General features: G+C 65.9%; 18 protein-coding genes. 11 read left to right on the plus strand and 7 right to left on the minus strand.

Translation table 11 applies throughout. The features are described 5' to 3' along the window. Positions 1-157 precede the first annotated feature (157 nt). Entirely contained in the window at positions 158-340 is a 183-nt protein-coding gene (locus tag ACEWFR_RS07670; protein ID WP_374060467.1) for a hypothetical protein, read from the minus strand. A 355-nt stretch (positions 341-695) separates the two neighbouring features. Here ACEWFR_RS07670 and ACEWFR_RS07675 point away from each other — a divergent pair, with 355 nt between their 5' ends. Beyond that, positions 696-944 carry a hypothetical protein gene (locus ACEWFR_RS07675; protein ID WP_374060468.1) on the plus strand — a complete coding sequence of 83 codons (249 nt, stop codon included), beginning with the start codon at positions 696-698 and terminating at the stop codon, positions 942-944. A gap of 16 nt (positions 945-960) precedes the next feature. Here the strand turns inward: ACEWFR_RS07675 and rtcA are convergent, their stop codons facing one another. Next, positions 961-2,040 carry an RNA 3'-terminal phosphate cyclase gene (gene rtcA, locus ACEWFR_RS07680; RefSeq protein WP_374060469.1) on the minus strand — a complete coding sequence of 360 codons (1,080 nt, stop codon included), beginning with the start codon at positions 2,038-2,040 and terminating at the stop codon, positions 961-963. 355 nt (positions 2,041-2,395) lie between these two features. Continuing rightward, positions 2,396-3,169: an ArsR/SmtB family transcription factor gene (locus ACEWFR_RS07685; protein ID WP_374060470.1), complete on the minus strand. Its 774-nt coding sequence runs from the start codon at positions 3,167-3,169 to the stop codon at positions 2,396-2,398. Between the two features lie 176 nt (positions 3,170-3,345). Here ACEWFR_RS07685 and ACEWFR_RS07690 point away from each other — a divergent pair, with 176 nt between their 5' ends. From ACEWFR_RS07690 to ACEWFR_RS07710, 5 genes are all read left to right on the plus strand, one after another. Next, a complete protein-coding gene (locus tag ACEWFR_RS07690; protein ID WP_374060471.1) occupies positions 3,346-3,621 on the plus strand; it encodes a DUF3311 domain-containing protein in 276 nt (91 codons plus the stop codon). After that, positions 3,618-5,096 carry a sodium:solute symporter gene (locus ACEWFR_RS07695; RefSeq protein ID WP_374060472.1) on the plus strand — a complete coding sequence of 493 codons (1,479 nt, stop codon included), beginning with the start codon at positions 3,618-3,620 and terminating at the stop codon, positions 5,094-5,096. Before ACEWFR_RS07690 ends, ACEWFR_RS07695 begins: the two co-directional genes overlap by 4 nt. 96 nt (positions 5,097-5,192) lie before the next feature. Continuing rightward, the gene (locus ACEWFR_RS07700) at positions 5,193-5,885 is read left to right on the plus strand and encodes a hypothetical protein (protein WP_374060473.1); all 693 of its coding nucleotides are present in this window, start codon (positions 5,193-5,195) and stop codon (positions 5,883-5,885) included. Positions 5,886-5,933: 48 nt separating this feature from the next. Further along, positions 5,934-6,161, plus strand: coding sequence for a hypothetical protein (locus ACEWFR_RS07705; RefSeq protein ID WP_374060474.1), 228 nt, complete (start codon positions 5,934-5,936; stop codon positions 6,159-6,161). A gap of 50 nt (positions 6,162-6,211) precedes the next feature. Then, positions 6,212-7,150, plus strand: a complete 939-nt coding sequence (locus tag ACEWFR_RS07710; protein WP_374060475.1) for a DUF6293 family protein — start codon at positions 6,212-6,214, stop codon at positions 7,148-7,150. A gap of 23 nt (positions 7,151-7,173) precedes the next feature. Here ACEWFR_RS07710 and ACEWFR_RS07715 read toward each other — a convergent pair whose 3' ends face one another. Beyond that, positions 7,174-9,771, minus strand: a complete 2,598-nt coding sequence (locus tag ACEWFR_RS07715) for an RND family transporter (RefSeq protein ID WP_374060476.1) — start codon at positions 9,769-9,771, stop codon at positions 7,174-7,176. Positions 9,772-9,875: 104 nt separating this feature from the next. Here ACEWFR_RS07715 and ACEWFR_RS07720 point away from each other — a divergent pair, with 104 nt between their 5' ends. From ACEWFR_RS07720 to ACEWFR_RS07730, 3 genes are all read left to right on the plus strand, one after another. Continuing rightward, on the plus strand, positions 9,876-10,532 hold the full coding sequence (locus ACEWFR_RS07720; RefSeq protein ID WP_374060477.1) for a hypothetical protein: 657 nt from the start codon (positions 9,876-9,878) through the stop codon (positions 10,530-10,532). 254 nt (positions 10,533-10,786) lie between these two features. Beyond that, a complete protein-coding gene (locus ACEWFR_RS07725) occupies positions 10,787-13,465 on the plus strand; it encodes a valine--tRNA ligase (RefSeq protein ID WP_374060478.1) in 2,679 nt (892 codons plus the stop codon). A gap of 212 nt (positions 13,466-13,677) precedes the next feature. Continuing rightward, a complete protein-coding gene (locus ACEWFR_RS07730) occupies positions 13,678-14,031 on the plus strand; it encodes a hypothetical protein (RefSeq protein WP_374060479.1) in 354 nt (117 codons plus the stop codon). Positions 14,032-14,046: 15 nt separating this feature from the next. Here ACEWFR_RS07730 and ACEWFR_RS07735 read toward each other — a convergent pair whose 3' ends face one another. Beyond that, the gene (locus ACEWFR_RS07735) at positions 14,047-14,760 is read right to left on the minus strand and encodes a DUF1405 domain-containing protein (RefSeq protein ID WP_374060480.1); all 714 of its coding nucleotides are present in this window, start codon (positions 14,758-14,760) and stop codon (positions 14,047-14,049) included. Positions 14,761-14,858: 98 nt separating this feature from the next. On the opposite strand from ACEWFR_RS07735, the gene ACEWFR_RS07740 reads away from it, so the two are divergent. Together ACEWFR_RS07740 and pdxS are read left to right on the plus strand one after the other, a co-directional pair. Beyond that, positions 14,859-15,620, plus strand: coding sequence for an acetoacetate decarboxylase family protein (locus tag ACEWFR_RS07740; protein WP_374060481.1), 762 nt, complete (start codon positions 14,859-14,861; stop codon positions 15,618-15,620). A gap of 120 nt (positions 15,621-15,740) precedes the next feature. Then, positions 15,741-16,649, plus strand: a complete 909-nt coding sequence (gene pdxS, locus ACEWFR_RS07745; protein ID WP_374060482.1) for a pyridoxal 5'-phosphate synthase lyase subunit PdxS — start codon at positions 15,741-15,743, stop codon at positions 16,647-16,649. Between the two features lie 102 nt (positions 16,650-16,751). Here pdxS and ACEWFR_RS07750 read toward each other — a convergent pair whose 3' ends face one another. Together ACEWFR_RS07750 and ACEWFR_RS07755 are read right to left on the minus strand one after the other, a co-directional pair. Beyond that, entirely contained in the window at positions 16,752-17,084 is a 333-nt protein-coding gene (locus tag ACEWFR_RS07750; protein ID WP_374060483.1) for a hypothetical protein, read from the minus strand. Beyond that, complete coding sequence (locus tag ACEWFR_RS07755) at positions 17,085-17,972, minus strand: homoserine kinase (protein ID WP_374060484.1); 888 nt, start codon at positions 17,970-17,972, stop codon at positions 17,085-17,087. It abuts the gene before it with no gap. Positions 17,973-17,983 lie beyond the last annotated feature (11 nt).

Genomic DNA, 17,983 nt, shown 5'->3' on the forward strand with positions numbered 1-17,983 from the left:
AGCGACTGAGCGAATCGGCTGGGGAGGGCGTGGCGATTCCCTGGTGCCACGGTAGCAGGACGCTCATCGATCGATTCTCATCAACAACAAGAGACACTCGAGGCCGCCGTTTCCAAGCCAACTGGCTGACTGCCGGGGCTCGAGCCCGGGCCCCGACTCAGTCGCCGCGCAACTCCGGAAACAGCTCCGGTGGCACCGAACAGCCGCAGGGACCGACGGAACCGGTATGCGGGCCGAGCGCGACCGAGATCAACACCGGCTCGCCACAGCGCGGACAGTCGGGAAACGACGACTCCTCGTCGCTTTTCGCATCGTCATTCGACTCGCGGTCGCGGCTCATCCCCCGCGACCTCCGATCCGGCTCGAGGATGATACCGAACTCGAGGCTGCTCGTGTCGGGCGATTCAGCGGTCGTGCGGGACGTTTATATCCCGGTAGAATCAACGCAAACATGGCTTGTAACCCTCCATGGGTTGGAAGCCGCGTCTCGGGTGCTGGTATCACCCGGGGCATTTCGATGCAGCCCCCTCCGCTCGCGCGTTTGGAGATTCGGCTTCCGATTGGATTGTTGACTCGTTGTTATTTATATCTACTGCAACATTCGCGTTATTTAGGTGCCTCGAGCCGGCGACTCGTACAGACGGATGCCGAACCGACCGAACAGCTATAGCGTCGCTGTGCTAACACGTTCTCAGATGGTGTCATCGGACGGACTCAAAACGTGGTTCGACTACCAACTCCTCTTCGTGGGGATCGCTATCGCGTTCATCGGCGTCACCGTCGCGTGGAGCCGACTCGTAGGGTATCTGGGGTCGCTTCCGCTCGCGGATCTGGGCGTCGACCCCACAGATCCGACGTTCGCGCTCGCGGTCACAGGGGGCGGTCTCCTCGTGCTTTTGCTGCTGGTCGTGCTGGCGGGATTGCTGAACCGAGAACGGCAATAACCCCAGAAACGACGGACTACTGAACCCCGTCCAGCGACGACGCGACCGACACCACTGCCGTTTCAGCCTCCCGCTCGAGCCCCACGTCGACTCCGAACGCCTCGAGCAGTTCACACCGCGTTTCGACGTGATCAGTGACTTCGGGCACGCGTACTCGGCCGCCCGCGAGCGCGAGAAATACGAGTAACTGATCGGCCATGTGTCGATCGACGGGTGCGGAGCCCTCGAGAAACCGATTCGTGGCGTCGGCAGCGTCTTCGCCCACGCGCTCGGCGGGCTTCCCGCGCTCACCGAGCGCCGAAAAGCCGGCGACGCCGGTCCCGTGATCGACGCGGAGCACCAGCGCGGAGCCGGGCGAGGGACTCGCTGCGGTAATCTCACAACGCTCGAGCACCTCGAGATCGGTCCCCATATTCAGTCGCTCGAGCGCCCCCTCGGCCTGCCGGTGGGCAACGTCGCGGTCCGCCAGCGACGCCGACTCGGTCGAATAGATGCGGAGCCCCTCGAGTGACCCCCGCTCAAGAAGGTCGATCCGCTCGAGGCTCGATGGTGCGAGCCGGAGCGTTACCGCGCCGCCGCCGTCGGGATAGAACCCCCGACGGTCGACCTCGCAGGCGGCCTCGAGGCCGAATTGGCGACACAGCGGGAGTTTGATGTGCCGGAAGTAGTCCAGCGGCGGCGACCACGCCACGTCCGTCCCGCCGGTGATCGTCACCGACAGCGGCGACTCGAGGACCGCCGCCAGCGGTAACAGGGCGTTGCACAACAGCGTGACGCTGCCTGCGGTGCCGATATCGACGGCGTAGCTGCCGCCCTCGAGTCTCGTCCCGGCCGCCGTATTCGCGTCGCCGGCCTCGAGTCCCGGGTTGAACTCGATCGTCTCCGACCCGAGTTCCGCACCCGAGACGTCGGCGTCGCACAGTTCGACCATCGTCTCGAGGACCGCCAAATGCTGGTGGGACAGGCCGGGCGTGGGTCGGTCACCGCGGACGCCCTCGAGGCGGACCGGCTCGTTCTCGAGGACCGACAGCGCGAGCGCCGTTCGGAGAAACTGGCCGCCGGCGCTCGAGCCGTCGAGTGTCAGAGGCGCGCTCATGACCGGCGGTACGACCTCGAGTCACCTACCAGTGCCGACACGGGTTCGCTCGCTCGTCTCGAGTTCGGTTGAATTCTGATGGGAATTGGTTGAGGCGAAGCGTCCTGCTATCCTGGCAACAGGGAATCGCCACGCCCTCCCCAGCCGATTCGTTCGCGCAATGTCATCGACCGGCCTCATCTCGTTCGGCCGGTCTGCTCACGGATCGCTTCGCTCTCCGTTCGCTTTCGAGGCGCACCCTCAGGTCGCGCCTCGCCGACAGCGCGCGCCACAGCATGCCGGATGGTCGGTCTGGAGCGAGACATCGCTCCCCTGTTCTGGGTAGATTAGAAGTACAGATCGAACTGCTGGGGCCTCAGTACGTCGGACGGTACCAGTACCAATAGAGTACCACCGCGAGCAGGACGACGAGCCCGCCGAGGAAGAAGAGCAATCCGGGCGGCACGGTTTGGAACACCGACTCCGCCGCCTCCACACCGCCGTCGGACGCGTTCTGGACCGTCTCGTTGCCGCTATCGAGCGCCGAACCGGTCATGCCCGCATCGCCGCTACTGGACCCCTCAGTTCCGTTGACGTCGGAGATTCCGATATCCCCGCCGCTCGAGCCGTTTTCCGTCCCCCCGTTACCCGTCGGCTGCGATCCGCCGTCACTCGTCGGCTGCGATCCGCCGTCGTCCGTTGCGGTCGGTACGAGCCAACGCGTGAGCGCGTGCTGAACCAGCAGACTCCCGCCCGCGAGCACAGCGACGCCGCCGATCAGCCGCGAGAGCGCCTCCTTGAGTTTCGTCGCCGTCGACTCGTCGCTCGTCACGATCAGCGGCCCGTCAGTCGTCGCGTAGACGCTCATCTCGTTGCCACGCGAGGAGTACCAGGTGTCGACCACCTCGACGAGACCCGCGCCCTCGAGATTCTCGAGGTGGTAACGAACGTTCTGGATCGACGAGTCGACCGCGTCGGCGATGTCGCTCGGCGTCCCGGGTTCCTCGTCGAGACGCGCATAGATCCGCCGGGCCGTCGTCGAGGAGAGTGCACTGAAGACAGCGTCGGCGTCCTCGCCCTCGAGGTCGACGACGCGGGGGTGGCCCTCTTCGGCGGCCGTCTCGGAGCGAAAGGGGAACAACCGGGCCATATCGAGTACAATATCTACTCTCTGTCAAACTCATATACACTTTTTCCTCGGTGAAAAATCGATTTTAGCTAGCGGAAACCGATGGACGCGACCGCGATCCAAAACTGATGAACAATTCTCTTCGATGTCGGCGATCGAACAGTAAGAACTACCCACGTCGGGACGAACCCTGGCATATGCGCCGAACCGAACTGGGGAGCTGGATCGCGGTCGCGGTCGTCCTCGCCGGACTGGCGGTGCCGTGGTTCCTGTGGGGATCGGCGACCGTCGTCGCCGGCCTGCCGGTGTGGCTCTGGTGGCACGTCGGCTGGATGGGGCTCACGTCGGTCGTCTTCTGGGTATTCACCCAGCGTGCGTGGGGGATCGGTATCGAAACTGCGGAGGACTCGAGCGAGTCACCGGAACGGGCCGATCCCGAGCAGCGGACGACCCTCGGAGGTGACTCGCCGTGAGGGCGGTCACGCTCCAGGTGACGATCATCGTGGGCTACCTCCTGCTCGCGCTCGGGGTCGGGCTGGTCGCCTACCGGCTGACCGATCGGACGGCCGAGGACTTCTACCTCGCGAGCAGAACGCTCGGGACGGTCGTCCTGCTGTTTACGACGTTCGCAACGCTGCTGTCGGCCTTTACCTTCTTCGCCGGGCCGAACATCGCCTACGCGCAGGGGCCCGAGTGGATCCTGGTCATGGGGCTGATGGACGGCATCATCTTCGCCGTTCTCTGGTACGTGATCGGCTACAAGCAGTGGCTGCTCGGCCAGCGCTTTGGCTACGTCACGCTCGGAGAGATGCTCGGCGATCGCTTCGGCTCGCGGTGGCTGCGCGGCCTCGTCGCCGGCGTCAGCCTCCTCTGGCTCTTTCCGTACGTCATGCTCCAGCAGGTCGGGGCCGGCACCGCGCTCGAGGCCCTCACCGAGGGCGCGATCTCCTACGCCGTGGGAGCCGGGCTGATCACGGCGTTCATGATCCTCTACGTCGTCGTTGCCGGGATGCGCGGGATCGCCTGGACCGACACGCTGCAGGGCGCGTTCATGCTGATTACGACCTGGGTCGCGCTGCTGTGGGTCCTCGCGGCCGTCGGCGGCCCCGGCGCCGCGACCGAAGCGCTCGCGTCGAACCCCGACACCGACGGATTCCTCTCGCTGGGCAGCGATTATTACACGGTTCCGTGGATCCTCTCGACGGCGATCACGATCGGCTTCGGCGTCGCGATGTTCCCGCAGGTCAACCAGCGCTTCTTCGCCGCGGGCTCGAAAACGGTGCTCAAGCGCTCCTTCGCCCTCTGGCCGATCCTCTGCGTCCTCCTCTTCGTCCCCTCGTTCATGCTCGGCACGTGGGCCGCCGGCCTCGAGGTCGCGGTCCCAGAGGGCGCGAACGTCCTGCCGCTGGTCCTCGCGGAGTACACGCCGACGTGGTTCGCCGCGCTGGTCATCGCCGGCGCGATGGCCGCGATGATGTCCTCCTCGGACTCGATGCTGCTCTCGGGGTCGTCGTACTTCACGCGGGACCTCTACCGCCCGTTCGTCGAGCGTGATCTCTCCGACCGCCGGGAGGACCTGCTGGCTCGCGGCGGAGTCGTCGTCTTCGCGAGCGCGGCGTTCGTCGGCAGTCTGCTCGAGCCGGCGGGGCTGTTCGAACTCGGCGAGGCGGCCTTCAGCGGCTTCGCCCAGCTCGCGCTGCCGGTCCTGCTCGCACTCTACTGGCGGAAGATTACGCGCGCCGGCATCACCGCCGGCGTTCTCCTGAGTCAGCTGTTCTACATCTTGAGTCTCTTCTTCACGTTCGTTCCAGGTTCCTACGCCGGCTGGACGGCCGGCATCGTCGGGATGGGGCTCGGCCTCGTCGTCACGGTCGTCGTCTCGCTGCTCACATCGCCGGCGGCCGCCGAGCGACGCGCGATCTACTTCGATCGGCTGGGCGCGGACTGATCAGACGCAAACTGTTCGGATGCGAACTGTTCGGGCGCGGACTACTCGAGACCGGAACCGCCACGCCGAAACGTCCGGCCCGCATACGCGCCGGCAATGGCTCTCGACCTGCCGCCCCTGGTCGCCGACGACTGGCGTCGCCTCGGCGACCGAACCGACGAACGCAGTCTCTCGCTGGCAACGGTCACCGCCGAGACGACCGTCTTCGAACACCGTCCGACCGCCGACGCCCTCGAGCGGCTCCGTTCCGGCGGCGACGTCCCGGCACGATCGCTGTTCACCGTCGATCTGCAGATCACCCCCTCCCTGTCTGCCATCGGCCTCGAGCCGGCCGCCGCCCTCGAGATGGCGGCCCCGAAAGCCCGCGAACAGTTCGTCGACACGATCGAAGACGACGGCATCGCGGTCGGCGCGGAACGCGCGAGCGAATACATCGATCGACCGGACGGGGCTATCGGCCATCTCACCGTGCTCGAGGTCGCGTATCCGACCGACTCGGACGCGTCGGTCACCAACGATGCGGAAGCGGTGGCCGACGACGGCGAGCGAGCGGACGGCGGTGACGCCACTGGTGAAACCCCGACTACTGCCACTATCGACGCGGAAGCCCACGTCGCCGTCTGGCCCGCCGCCGACGCGTACGTGATGGCCGGCGGGCTACTGCCGCTCGAGGCTCCCGACGGCGCGGACCTGCTGGCAGCCGCCCTCGACGTGAATCCGGCTCGGGACCGCGAGGCGATCGTGGATCTGTTTCGGGGGCTCGAACTCGAGGCCGCGGCGGACGACTGATCGTCCCGCCATCGAAATTAGTAATAGATCGAACGTCGATCTGCCGATATGGCACACTACAGCGGTCGCGACTACCCGGCACTGGCGAAGACCGGCTTTGTTCTCGGGCTCGCCCTCTTCGTCGTCGGAACGGGAAGCGAACTGATCGGGCACGCGATGTTCGGTGCCCTTCCCCAGTGGGAGAACACGCTGTTTTTCGCGCTGACGATAATCGGCTTCGCCGTCGGGTTCGCCTCGCCGTTCGTGTTCGGCATCATCATGCCGCTCACGGAGTGACGCGGACGACGACTCGGAGCTTTTGTAACGGCCCCGCCTAACTGTCGATTATGCAAACCCACATCGTCCCGGTCGGCTTCGACTACGACCGGCTGATCGCGCCGCTGGTGCGCGATCAGATCGACGTCGACAGCGTCATCCTCCTCGAGGGGGCCGTCGGCAGCGAGGCCAACGTCGAGTACTCTCGGCATCTCTCGAAGAAACTCGAGACGGACTTCGAGAACCTGCTCGGTGCCCGGACGGAGCGGTTCGTCCTCGAGGATGTCTACGACTACGACGACGCCTTCGAGCAGGCCTACGAGCTCATCACGGCGGAGCTCGATTCGGGCAACGAGGTCTGGGTCAACGTCGCCGCGATGCCCCGGACCGTGAGCTTCGCGTTCGCCAACGCGGCCCACTCGCTGATGGTCGAACGTCAGGAGGACCGCGAGGGGATCCACACCTACTACACCGCCCCCGAGAAGTACCTCGAGACGGAACTGGCCGAGGAGCTTCGCGAACAGATCGCCCTGCTCGAGGACCTGGACGCGCGATCGGACGCGGCGATCGGCGATAGCGACGGCCTCGACAGTGACGGCTTCGACGGCGACCGGATCGACGAGCGCCTCGAGACCGCCCGGGACCTCCTCTCGGAGTTCGACGAGCGCGGGACGACGATCGGTGCGAAGGAGATCGCCGGCAGTCACATCGTCGAGTTGCCCGTCGCCTCCTTCTCGAACGTCAAGCCCTTCGAGGAGCTCATCCTGTTCAAACTCGGCGAGGACGGCGAGTTCGACTCCGTCTCGGAACTGGCCGAATCGTTGGCCCGCGAGTTGAACGAGGAATATACGGACAGCTTCCGGTCGAAGGTCATCTACAACGTCGACCGCCTCGGGCCCGGCGGCAAGGGGTACATCGAACGGGAGGAGCACGGCAAGTCCTACCGAACGCGACTCTCACGGATCGGCGAACTGTGGGTACGAGCTCACTCCGACAACGAGTCGCGGTAGCGGTCGGACGCTCGGCGGTCGCGTCACGATCCTCGAGCGAGGACCCGCTCCCGGAGCACGAGCAGGCATGGGAGGACTGTGAGGCAGGCGACGAACGCGAAGACGATGCTCAGCCCCGTCACCAGCCCGAACCGCTGGAGCGGCGGCGCGAGCGCCAGCGCGAGGACGCCAAAGCCCGCCGCGGTCGTCGCCGCGCTTCCCAGCAACGCGCCGCCGGTACCCGTGACCGTCGCGGCGAGGGCGTCCTCGAGCGACTCCCGCTCGTCCCGCTCCGCGACGAACCGCTCGCCGACGTGAATGCTGTAGTCGACGCCCAGACCGATGGCGAGGCTCGTGATGACGGCCGTCTCGCTGTTGAACGGGAGGTCGAGCAGCGCCATCGCACCGAGGAGCCACGCGAGGGCGGCGACGACGGGCGCGAGCGTGACGGCGCCCAGTGAGAGCGCCCCGTGGCGGAACCAGTAGAGGGCCGTCAGGAAGACGAGGATCACCACCAGCGTGATCGCGAACGCCTGAACGAGCGTCTCGAGCAACGCGTCCTGAACGACGGCCGTCGTCACTGGTCCGCCGGTCGCGACGGCCGTCACGGGACCCGCGTTCTCGACGGCGGCCGCGACGTCTCGGCTGTCGTCGGCGACGGTCTGTGCGGGAGCGTCGCCCTGGACGGTCACGAGGAGGCGGGCGGACTCGTACGCCCCCGTGTCGGTCCTGTAGAGGACGTCCGACGCCCGATCCGCGTCGACGTCGAACAGCACGTCGTAGAGGCCGGCGACGTCCTCGTCCGGCAGGCCATCGCCGTTCGTATCGCGCTCCTCGAGCGCGGCCGCGACGGTCTCGTTCTCGCTCGCGAGTTCGCGAATGAGCGTCGGCGGCCCCTCGATGGCGGCCTCGCCGTCGGATCCGACGACGACAGTTCCGTCTTCGTCGACCGCGCTCCCGGCCTCGTCCATCGCGACGAGCGCGTCGGGGTCGGTGACATCCTCGCGTATCAGTATCTGCGTCTGACTCCCCTCGCCGCGCTCCGCGAAGTTCTCACCGAGGTAGGCGACATCCTCGCTGATCGTGTACGTACCGGGCGCCAGCGGTCCCGGGAGGGACTTGGCCCAGTCGGGCGCGTCTTCGGGGAGGAAATCCGCCTGATTGAACTCCGTATCGATCCCAGTCGCGCCGTAGGCGCCGCCGGCGGCGAGGACGAGTGCGACGAGGACCACCACGACCGGCATCCGTTGCGGGATCGCAACCAGTCGCGAGAGCACCCGATTGGTAGCCCCTGCCCCCGTCCCGAACGGTCGTTTCGCTCGATCGCGGTCGAATCGGGTCTCGAGGAACTCGTCGATCTCGACCTTGAGCGCGGGGACGAAGACGGCGAAGGCGACGAACGTCGCGAGGATGCCGCCGGCGCTCAGGATCGCAAAGTCCCGCACCGCCCCCAGCGGACTGACGACGTTCGAGAGGAAGCCGACGCCGGTCGAGACCGTCGCCGCCGCGAGCGCGAGCACGACGCCCGTCAATCCGAGTGTCATACCGGCTCTCGTCCCGACCGCCCCGTTTCGGGCCCTCGAGGTGCCTCCGTCGAGTTCCCCCGCCCTCGCCTCCCGGTAGCGCATGACCACGTGGAGCGCGTAGTCGATGCTCAACCCGATCAGCAGGAAAGGGACGGCGATCAGCAGCTGGCTCGAGGGGATCTCGAGCCACCCCTGAATGCCGGCGAGCCAGGCCATCACGACGCCGATCCCGACCAGTCCGATCAGGACGTCGACGACGTCCCGGTACGTGATCGCCAGCACCCCCAGAACGAGCACGAGCGCGACGGGGGTGATGATCACGAAACTGTCGCCGACGGCGTTCGAGGAGGCCTCGTCGGTGACGCCCTGGCCGAAGAGGAACGCGTCGTCGAAACGCTCGTCGATCCGGTCGGCGATCTCGACCTGCGCATCGTAGGCGGCCTGTGGCTCCTCGTCGGGGCCGCTGTCGTCGACCTGGAAGACGAACGTGATGCGCGCGTCGGCCTCCGTTTCACCCGGCTCGTAATCGGTCGGGAGGAACTCGTAGGGATCTCCGCGCTCCCCGGATTCCGCGGCCCGCCCGCCCGGTCCCGCGTCGCTATCCGGGTCGAGCACGTCGGCCAGCAAGGTCTCGACCTCCTCGTCCGAGCGCGACTCGAGCGCCGCAATCTGCTCCTCGAGCGTGGGCTCGCTCGCGTCGGGCCGGCCGTTCGCCGATTCTGCCCGGTCCTCGTAGACGGCGGCCGTACCGACGATATTTTCGAGGCCGACGAACCCCTGCTCGTCCAGCGTCGCGTTCAGGTCCTCGTCTTCGCGGACATCCTGTTGCAGGCGCAGCCCCTCGAGCAGCGAGTCGCGGGTGAGCACGTCGCCGCTCTCGTCGCGGACAACCAACTGGGCGACGACCGCGTCGTCGGTGCCGTAGGTCGCCTCGATCTCCTCGAACGCATCGGTCTCCTCGGAGTCCGTCTCGAACTGGCCGATCTCGCCCTCCCCACTCTCGCCGACCACCGCGCCGACGGCGACGACGGCGGTGAGCACCAGGATGAGGACAACGACCAATCGACTGTGCGAGACGATCCACTCCGCGTAGCGAGCGGCGATAGGTCCGCTCATGCGAGCTCGCTCCGGTCGGGCGACGAGTTCATTATCCCCTCGTCGGACCGGGAGAGTGATAGCAGTTCGGATAGAAGTCGATTGTGTATAATCGGATATCGATTATGAATACGAACACTGACCGCGAACGTGGCGTCCTCAGCCCCGCCGATCGGGCCTACCTGCTCGGTGAGCGGGAGATGAACCACGAGCAGTCGAAACGCAACGCCGAGGCCCGAATCAGACGCCGGATTCACGCTGCGACGCTCGATTTCGACCTGCTCTTGCACACGCTCCCCGAAAAAGACCGCAAACAGGTCTTCGAACGGACGACGACCGACGAAGCGTTTCTCGACGGACTTCGGGCGATGCTCGCGTTCATCTATCTCGGCACCGTCAAGTACGGCGTCGATTTCGAAGCGATCCTCGAGCCCGCTGTCAGAAGCTCGGAGGAGTATCTCGCGGCGACCAACCGCGAGGAAACCGTCTCGGTCGACGTAACCTTCGACGTCGAGACGACGGTCGAGTCCTCGCTCGGTGATCTCACCGAACGGCTGGCTGCCCAGGAGCCGGTCACTCCGAGAGAACTGTTCTCGATCGTCATGCAGGGCGACTACGACGCGACTCGACACGATCGAATTACGGTCGTCCGGACGGCCGACGGCGATGGGGAACCGTCGCTCGAGCGACTGGCGGCGTATCTCGACGGCGAACTGCGGCACGTGACCGACTCGAGGGCCGTCATCGATCTCGAGGCCGTCGGAGATTCGGCCGATCACTGAACCGACGCGAAACACCTAACACCGTTCCCGGGAGTAGAGTCGATTATGGCTGCCACCGTCGCGGGCGACGTATTTGATGGCCCGCGCGACACCGTTTTCGTAGGGGCCCCATAGCCCCACATTCCCCACCCCGTTTCGACGGATGTATTGTCGGCGACCAGCATTCACCGAGCAACGACCGGTATCAGCATGGACGAGCACACCTTCACTATCGCGACGACGCACCGACGACGCCCTCCGCGGGCGGTGAGAGCATGAGCACGGACACGCCGGAGCGAGAGGTCGACGCCGAGACCGGCGAGCCGACCCTCGAGGGAGGCTACGATCCCGACACAGTCGAGTCCCGCTGGCAACGGCGCTGGATCGACGAGGACGTCTACGCCTACGAGGCCGACGAGGAGCGGGACCCGAACACGGTCTACGCGATCGACACGCCGCCGCCGACGGTTTCGGGAAGCCTGCACATGGGCCACCTCTACGGCTCGACCCTGCAGGACTTCGCGGCGCGCTTCCAGCGGATGCACGACGGCGACGTGCTCTTTCCCTTCGGCTACGACGACAACGGAATCGCGAGCGAGCGGTTGACCGAGTCAGAACTGGATATCCGTCACCAGGACTACGAGCGCCGAGAGTTTCAGGAACTCTGCCGTGAGGTCTGTGCGGAGTACGAGGACGACTTCACGCGCAAGATGCAGGATCTCGGCACCTCGATCGACTGGAACAACACCTACAAGACGATCGAACCGCGCGTCCAGCGCATCTCGCAGCTGTCCTTCCTCGACCTTTACGAGAAGGGCCGCGAGTACCGCAAGAAAGCGCCCGCGATCTGGTGTCCCGAGTGCGAGACGGCCATCTCACAGGTCGAGATGGAAGACGACGAACGCGGCTCGCACTTCAACGACATCGCGTTCGAACTCGTCGGCGAGGACGCGCCCCGCGAGGAGTTCGTCATCTCCACGACGCGACCGGAACTCATCCCGGCCTGCGTCTCCGTCTTCGTCCACCCCGACGACGAGGAGAATCGCGATCTCGTCGGCGAAACCGCCCGGATTCCCCTCTTCGGCCACGAGGTACCGATCATCGAGGACGAGCGCGTCGACATGGAGAAAGGCAGCGGCGTCGTGATGTGCTGTACCTTCGGCGACCAGAACGACATCGAGTGGTACCAGGCCCACGACCTCCCGCTGCGGGTGGCCATCGACGAATCTGCGACGATGACCGACCTCGCTGGCCCCTACGAGGGCATGTCAACTGAGGAAGCCCGCGAGGCCATCGTCGAAGACCTCGACGACGAGGGCACTCTGCGCGACCGCTGGGAGATATCCCACGCAGTCCAGGTCCACGAACGCTGTGACACCGCCGTCGAATACCGCGTCTCCAAGCAGTGGTACGTCGAAATCTTAGACCACAAAGAGGAGTACCTCGAGGCCGGCCGGGAGATGGACTGGTACCCCGAGAAGATGTTCTCCCGCTACGAGCACTGGATCGAGGGCCTCGAGTGGGACTGGCTGATCTCGCGCCAGCGCGATTCGGGGATTCCGTTCCCGGTCTGGTACTGCGCGGACTGCGACCACGAGATCATGGCCGAGCGGACGGAACTGCCAGTCGACCCGCTGAGCGACGAGCCACCGGTCTCGGCCTGTCCCGAATGCGGCCACGACGAGTTCGAGGCCGAGGAGGACGTCTTCGACACGTGGGCGACCTCCTCGTTAACGCCACTGATCAACGCCGGCTGGGACTGGGACGCCGACAGCGAAGAGTTCTCGATGGACAACCCGGAGCTCTACCCGTTCGATCTCCGCCCGCAGGGCCACGACATCATCTCCTTCTGGCTGTTCCACACCGTCGTCAAGTGCTACGAGCACACCGGCGAGGTACCCTTCGACGCGACGATGATCAACGGCCACGTGCTCGACGAGAATCGCGAGAAGATGTCCAAATCGCGGGGGAACGTCGTCGAACCCGACGAGGTGCTCTCGGAGTATCCCGTCGACGCCGTCCGGTTCTGGGCCGCCAGCGCCGCCGTCGGCGACGACTTCCCGTACCAGGAAAAGGACCTCACCGCGGGCGAGAAGCTACTTCGAAAGCTCTGGAACGCCTCCAAACTCGTCGATACGCTCGCACCCGCCCATCCCGACGAACCCGCCGACCTCGAGGCGATCGACCGCTGGCTCCTCGCGGAGCTCGACGACGCCGTCGCGGATCTGACCGCACACCTCGAGGAGTACGAGTTCGCGAAGGCCCGCGACCGCCTGCGGACGTTCTTCTGGAACACCTTCTGCGACGATTACCTCGAGATCGCCAAGACCCGGGAAGACAACCCGTCGACACAGTATGCGCTCCGGACCGCACATCGGACCTTCCTCGAGCTCTGGGCCCCGTTCTTGCCCCACGCGACGGAGGAGATCTGGCAGGCAGTCTACGGTGACGAGAGCGAGGATCTCGGCGAGAGCAGCATCCACACCCGCGAGTGGCCCAGCCCGCAGGGGTACGAGGCCGACCTCGCGGCCGGCGAGACCGCCATGGAGGTCATCTCCGCGCTGCGACGCTACAAGAGCGAGCACCAGTTGCCGCTGAACGAAGACCTCGAGTCGGTGGCCGTCTACGGGGCCATCGACGGCTTCGAAAGCGCGATCCAGCACGTGATGCACGTCCAGGAGCTCGCGGTGCTCGAGGAGCCACCGGAGATCACGACCGAGGTCGCGTCGATCGATCTCGACTACTCGTCGGTCGGCCCGAAGTTCGGATCGAAGGTCGGCGAGATCGACGACGGGATCGAGAGCGGCGAGTACGAAATCGACGACGACGAGGGTGTGCTTCGAGTCGCCGGCGAGGAACTCGCGGACGACCTCTTCGAGGTCGAACTCGAGCGAACCTACTCGGGTGAGGGCGAGATGATCGAGACCGACTCGGCGGTCCTCATCCTCGAGTAGGACGTCGCCGCTTGCCCGTCACCGTCGAATCGTCTCGCACTCGAAACTGCAGTTCTTCCGGAGATCCGTGAGATAGTCACGGTATTTAGTCTCTCTTTTCATCCTGTCAGAAGAGTTATTACATGATGCTCCAATCAGGTGGCGTGCTCTGCTGAAGTTGATCGGAGCCGATGCGTCGTTCGCCGTCGCGTAAGCCGAGTACAGAGCACCGCATGAAGACAGACATCTCAGACGCCAACAGTTCTGGAACCGATGCCTCGCTCCCCTCGAACACGGTATTCGAACTCCTGTGCGAGGACCAGCGACGGTACGCGTTGTATTACCTGTCGCGGAAAGTCGGAGCCGTGAGCCTCGAGGAACTCGTCGATCGGATCGCCCACCGAGAGGGGAATCCGACCGGCGACCGCCTCGAGCAGATCGCCGTCGAGTTCCACCACAACCACCTTCGAAAGCTCGTCGACTCGAAGGTGCTACGGTACGATGCGGACGCGGGGACGATCGAGCGCCGAGCCGCAGCCCGCTCGCTCGATCCCTACCTCGAGCTCGCATTCACGACCGATCTGTAGGGCCCGCGCCGCCTGCTACGGCCGACTCCGGGCGGCTTCGCACTTTTTGACCCGGATCGCGAGCGCGAGAAACAGCGCCAGGAGGACGAACGTGACTTCGCCGGCGGCGATCACGCCCAGCGCGTCGGCCTCGAGAAACATAGCCGCGTCGCGCTCGACGGGGATGATCGTGTGGTGGGGCTCGCCGATGATGGGGACGAAGTAGTCGACGAGCAAGTTGCTCCAGTACCAGACGGCGGCGACGGCGACGGCCCACACCGGAAAGTCGCTGATTCGGTAGAGGACGAAGGCCTGCACGACCATCGCGAGGTGACTCCAGAAGAGGAACTGGTACATCACCGGGGAGAGGTACGCGTAGGAGTCGGCGAACGCGAGCAGCGTGTAGGGCGTCCACAGTCCCAGCACGATATTACCGAAGAAGGCCAGCGCGGTGAGCCACGGCTGTTCGCGACCCAGCTTCCAACAAGCGATCGCCAGCGCGATAAACAGCGTCGCGAGCGGGCTGTCCGGAACCCAGGGCCAAAGCACGGTCGCGGTCTCGGTAAACTGCCCCGAGTAGTACCAGAAGCCGAAGGCCGTCCCCGCGAGGTTGATCGCCACGACGAGCCACGCAAATTGCAATCCGAGGTCCTCGAGCGTGCGCGGAACGGGCGCGAGATATCCCGGGAGGGACGTATCGTCGTCGCGCTCGCGATCCGACAACCGGCCGCTCGAGGTCGACGCAGTCATTGTCCGGCGCGACGGACGGAATCCGCAAAACAGTAGCGGTTGCCTCGCGGTCGGTCGCGATCCGTACTACTACGACCGGTCCCGTCGTACCGTCGGTCATGACTACCGGCGACGAACGGACGCGACGACGGCTTTCGACCGGCCACGTGGTTGACCTCCCGCTCGAGCTATCGTTCGCGATGGGCGGCGTGACGGTCCCCGCGCGTCGCAGTCGGCTCGAGGCAGTCCTCCCGGAGGGACTCTCGTCGCTCGCGATCGCACCCGGCGTCGGCTGCGTCGCACTCATCGGGATTCAGTACCACCGGGTTGGTGGGGGAAATCGAGACGAGATGGGGCTCGAGCCCTACGACGAGTTCGCCGTCATCATCCCAGCGGTCCACGGGAACCGAACGGGCCTCCCCCTCGCACAGCTCGCGGACGGCGAAATCGGTGGCTACGTGCACTGGCTCCCGGTTACAACCGACCCCTCGGTCGCGCTCGGCCGCGAGTGCTGGGGCTATCCCAAGGAACGGGCCGACATCACGGTGACCGACGGCCCGGACGGGATTCGAGCCGTCGTCGACGGCGACCGCTACGGCGAGCGCGAGACCGTTCGACTCGAGGTCGCCCGACCCCGGCTCAGTCCTCGAGCGCGCGACTGGACGATGGCCAGTTTCACGCGGAAAGACGGCGATCTCCTGCGGACGACGGCCCGGATCGAGGGCGAGGTGGCGATCGGGATCGGGCCGTCGGTCGGCACGCGCCTCGAGGTCACGGGGGCGCTGGCGCGGGAACTCGGACTGTGGCGGCGGCCGATCACCCGACTCTACGGTTCGGCCGTTCGAGCGCGTCTGTTCGAGGGAGAACGGGTCCCCGAGTGACGCGCTCGACCGGGAGTCGTCCCGAACCGGTTGGACCGGCATCCGGCGATCGACTTCGGTCCAGCAGCCGATCCGGTCCCAACGAACACGCGTAAGTGCGGTGACTCCGAAGCGGGTAGTATGGCCGAGGAAACTGATCTCGAGGAACTTAGACGCGGCACCGATCTCGTCAAGCGCGGCTTCGCCCGGATGCAAAAGGGTGGCGTCATCATGGACGTCGTCGACCCCGAACAGGCCCGCATCGCCGAGGAGGCCGGCGCCGTCGCGGTGATGGCGCTGGAAGCAGTCCCCGCGGATATCCGCAAGCGCGGCGGCGTCGCGCGGATGGCAGATCCCGGTGACGTCGAGGAGATCGTCAACTCGGTCTCGATTCCCGTCATGGGGAAGGCCCGTATCGGCCACACGAAAGAGGCCCAGATCCTCGAAACCGTCGGCGTGGACATGATCGACGAGAGCGAGGTGCTCACCCCGGCGGACGACGCCTACCACATCGACAAGCGCGACTTTACCGCGCCGTTCGTCTGCGGCGCGCGCGACCTCGGCGAGGCACTGCGCCGGATCGACGAGGGCGCGGCGATGATTCGAACGAAAGGCGAGGCCGGCACCGGCGACGTCAATCAGGCCGTTCACCACCAGCGGACGATCAAGGGCGCGATCCGCAAACTCGAGGGAATGAGCCACGAGGAGCGCGAGGCCTTCGCTCGAGAGATCGAAGCGCCCGCGGAACTGGTCCACGAGACCGCCGAGATGGGGCGACTCCCCGTCGTCAACTTCGCGGCGGGCGGGATCGCGACTCCGGCGGACGCGGCGCTCATGATGCACCACGAGTGCGACGGCATCTTCGTGGGCAGCGGCATCTTCGGCGCGGAGAACCCGCCCGAGATGGCAGACGCGATCGTTCAGGCGACGAACAACTGGGACGAGCCCGAGACGCTCGCCGAGATCTCGAAGCACCTCGGCAAGGGCATGAAAGGGGATGCGAACGTCGATCTCCCCGAGGAAGAGAAAATGCAGGATCGCGGCGTCTAACGGGGCAGCGAGAGCCGGACGGCATGTGACGGTCGTCTCTACGATTGAACGCGCTATCTTTCGACGCCTCCGAAATTGTCACAACCATCTGCGCTCACTAATCTACGCTCTATATGCGGGATTCGTCAGCGCCAGAAAAACGAGATACGTCACCAGCGATCCGAACGCGAATGAGAGGACGATCGAAGGGGCGACTCGCGCCCCCACGACGACGCCCGCGAGCGCGACGACGAGCGTCACGCCCTGAATGACCGGGCGCTCCCAGTACCGGCGGACGGGGTCGGGATCTCGAGCGGCGATTCCCTCGAACGCGAGCGTGGCAATGGCCCCGGCTACGAGAAACGGCACCGAAAACACCGCGTCGACCAGTAGGTATGTGACGGCAGTCACGAAAAGAACGACGAGCGTCAGCAGGGCGTCGGCTCGAGCACCCATCTACGAGTCGTCCCGGTACAGCGTCGCCCCCTCGCTGATCGCGGTCTGATAGGCCCGACTCTCGACGCCGGCCGCGTCAAAGGCGTCGACCATCGCCGACGCGATCGCCCGCTGATCCCGGCGGTGACAGACTGCCAGAATGCCGGGGCCGGCACCGCTGACCGTCACGCCGGTCGCGCCCGCCTCGAGGGCGGCCTCGCGAACGTCCTCATAGCCCGTGATGAGCTTGGTCCGTTCGGGCGTGACGATATCGTCGTTCATCCCCCGGCCGACGAGTTCGGGGTCGTCTCGCGTCATGCCGACGGTCAGCGTCGCCGCGTTGCCGACCGAGGTGACGACCTCGTCCATGGTTGCCGACTCGGGGACGACGCCGCGCGCGTCTCGCGTCGAGACGGATATTTCGGGGAGACAGGCGACGACGGGGACGGACGCGTCAACCTGCGTGACGCCGTCGTCGGTGACGACGGTGAAGCCGCCGAGCAGGGAGGGCGCGACGTTGTCCGCGTGCGCCTCGCCGGAGACGACCGCTTCGCCTTTGGCGGCGACGCTGACGAGGTCTTCACGGGAGCGGCCGCGGTCGTAGAGGGCGTTGAGCGCGACGGCGGCAGCAGCCGCGCTCGCGGCCGACGATCCCAGCCCCGAGGAGGGGCGGACGCCCTTGTCGATCCGAATGCGGGCCGGGGCATCCAGGGCCTCGGCGACCGCACCGACGGTGTTCTTGGCCGGATCTTCGGGAATGTACTTGCTGCCGGCTCCGGTAACCGAAATCGTCGTCTCCGGGGCGCGTTCGACCCGAACGATGTCGGCGGGCGTTCCGAGAGCGAGGCCGAAGACGTCGAAGCCACTCCCGAGGTTCGCACTCGTCGCCGGTGCCCGCACGGTAAGCATGCCGATTCCTT

This window comes from Natrinema sp. H-ect4, from assembly GCF_041894845.1.
Classification (GTDB): Archaea; Halobacteriota; Halobacteria; order Halobacteriales; family Natrialbaceae; genus Natrinema.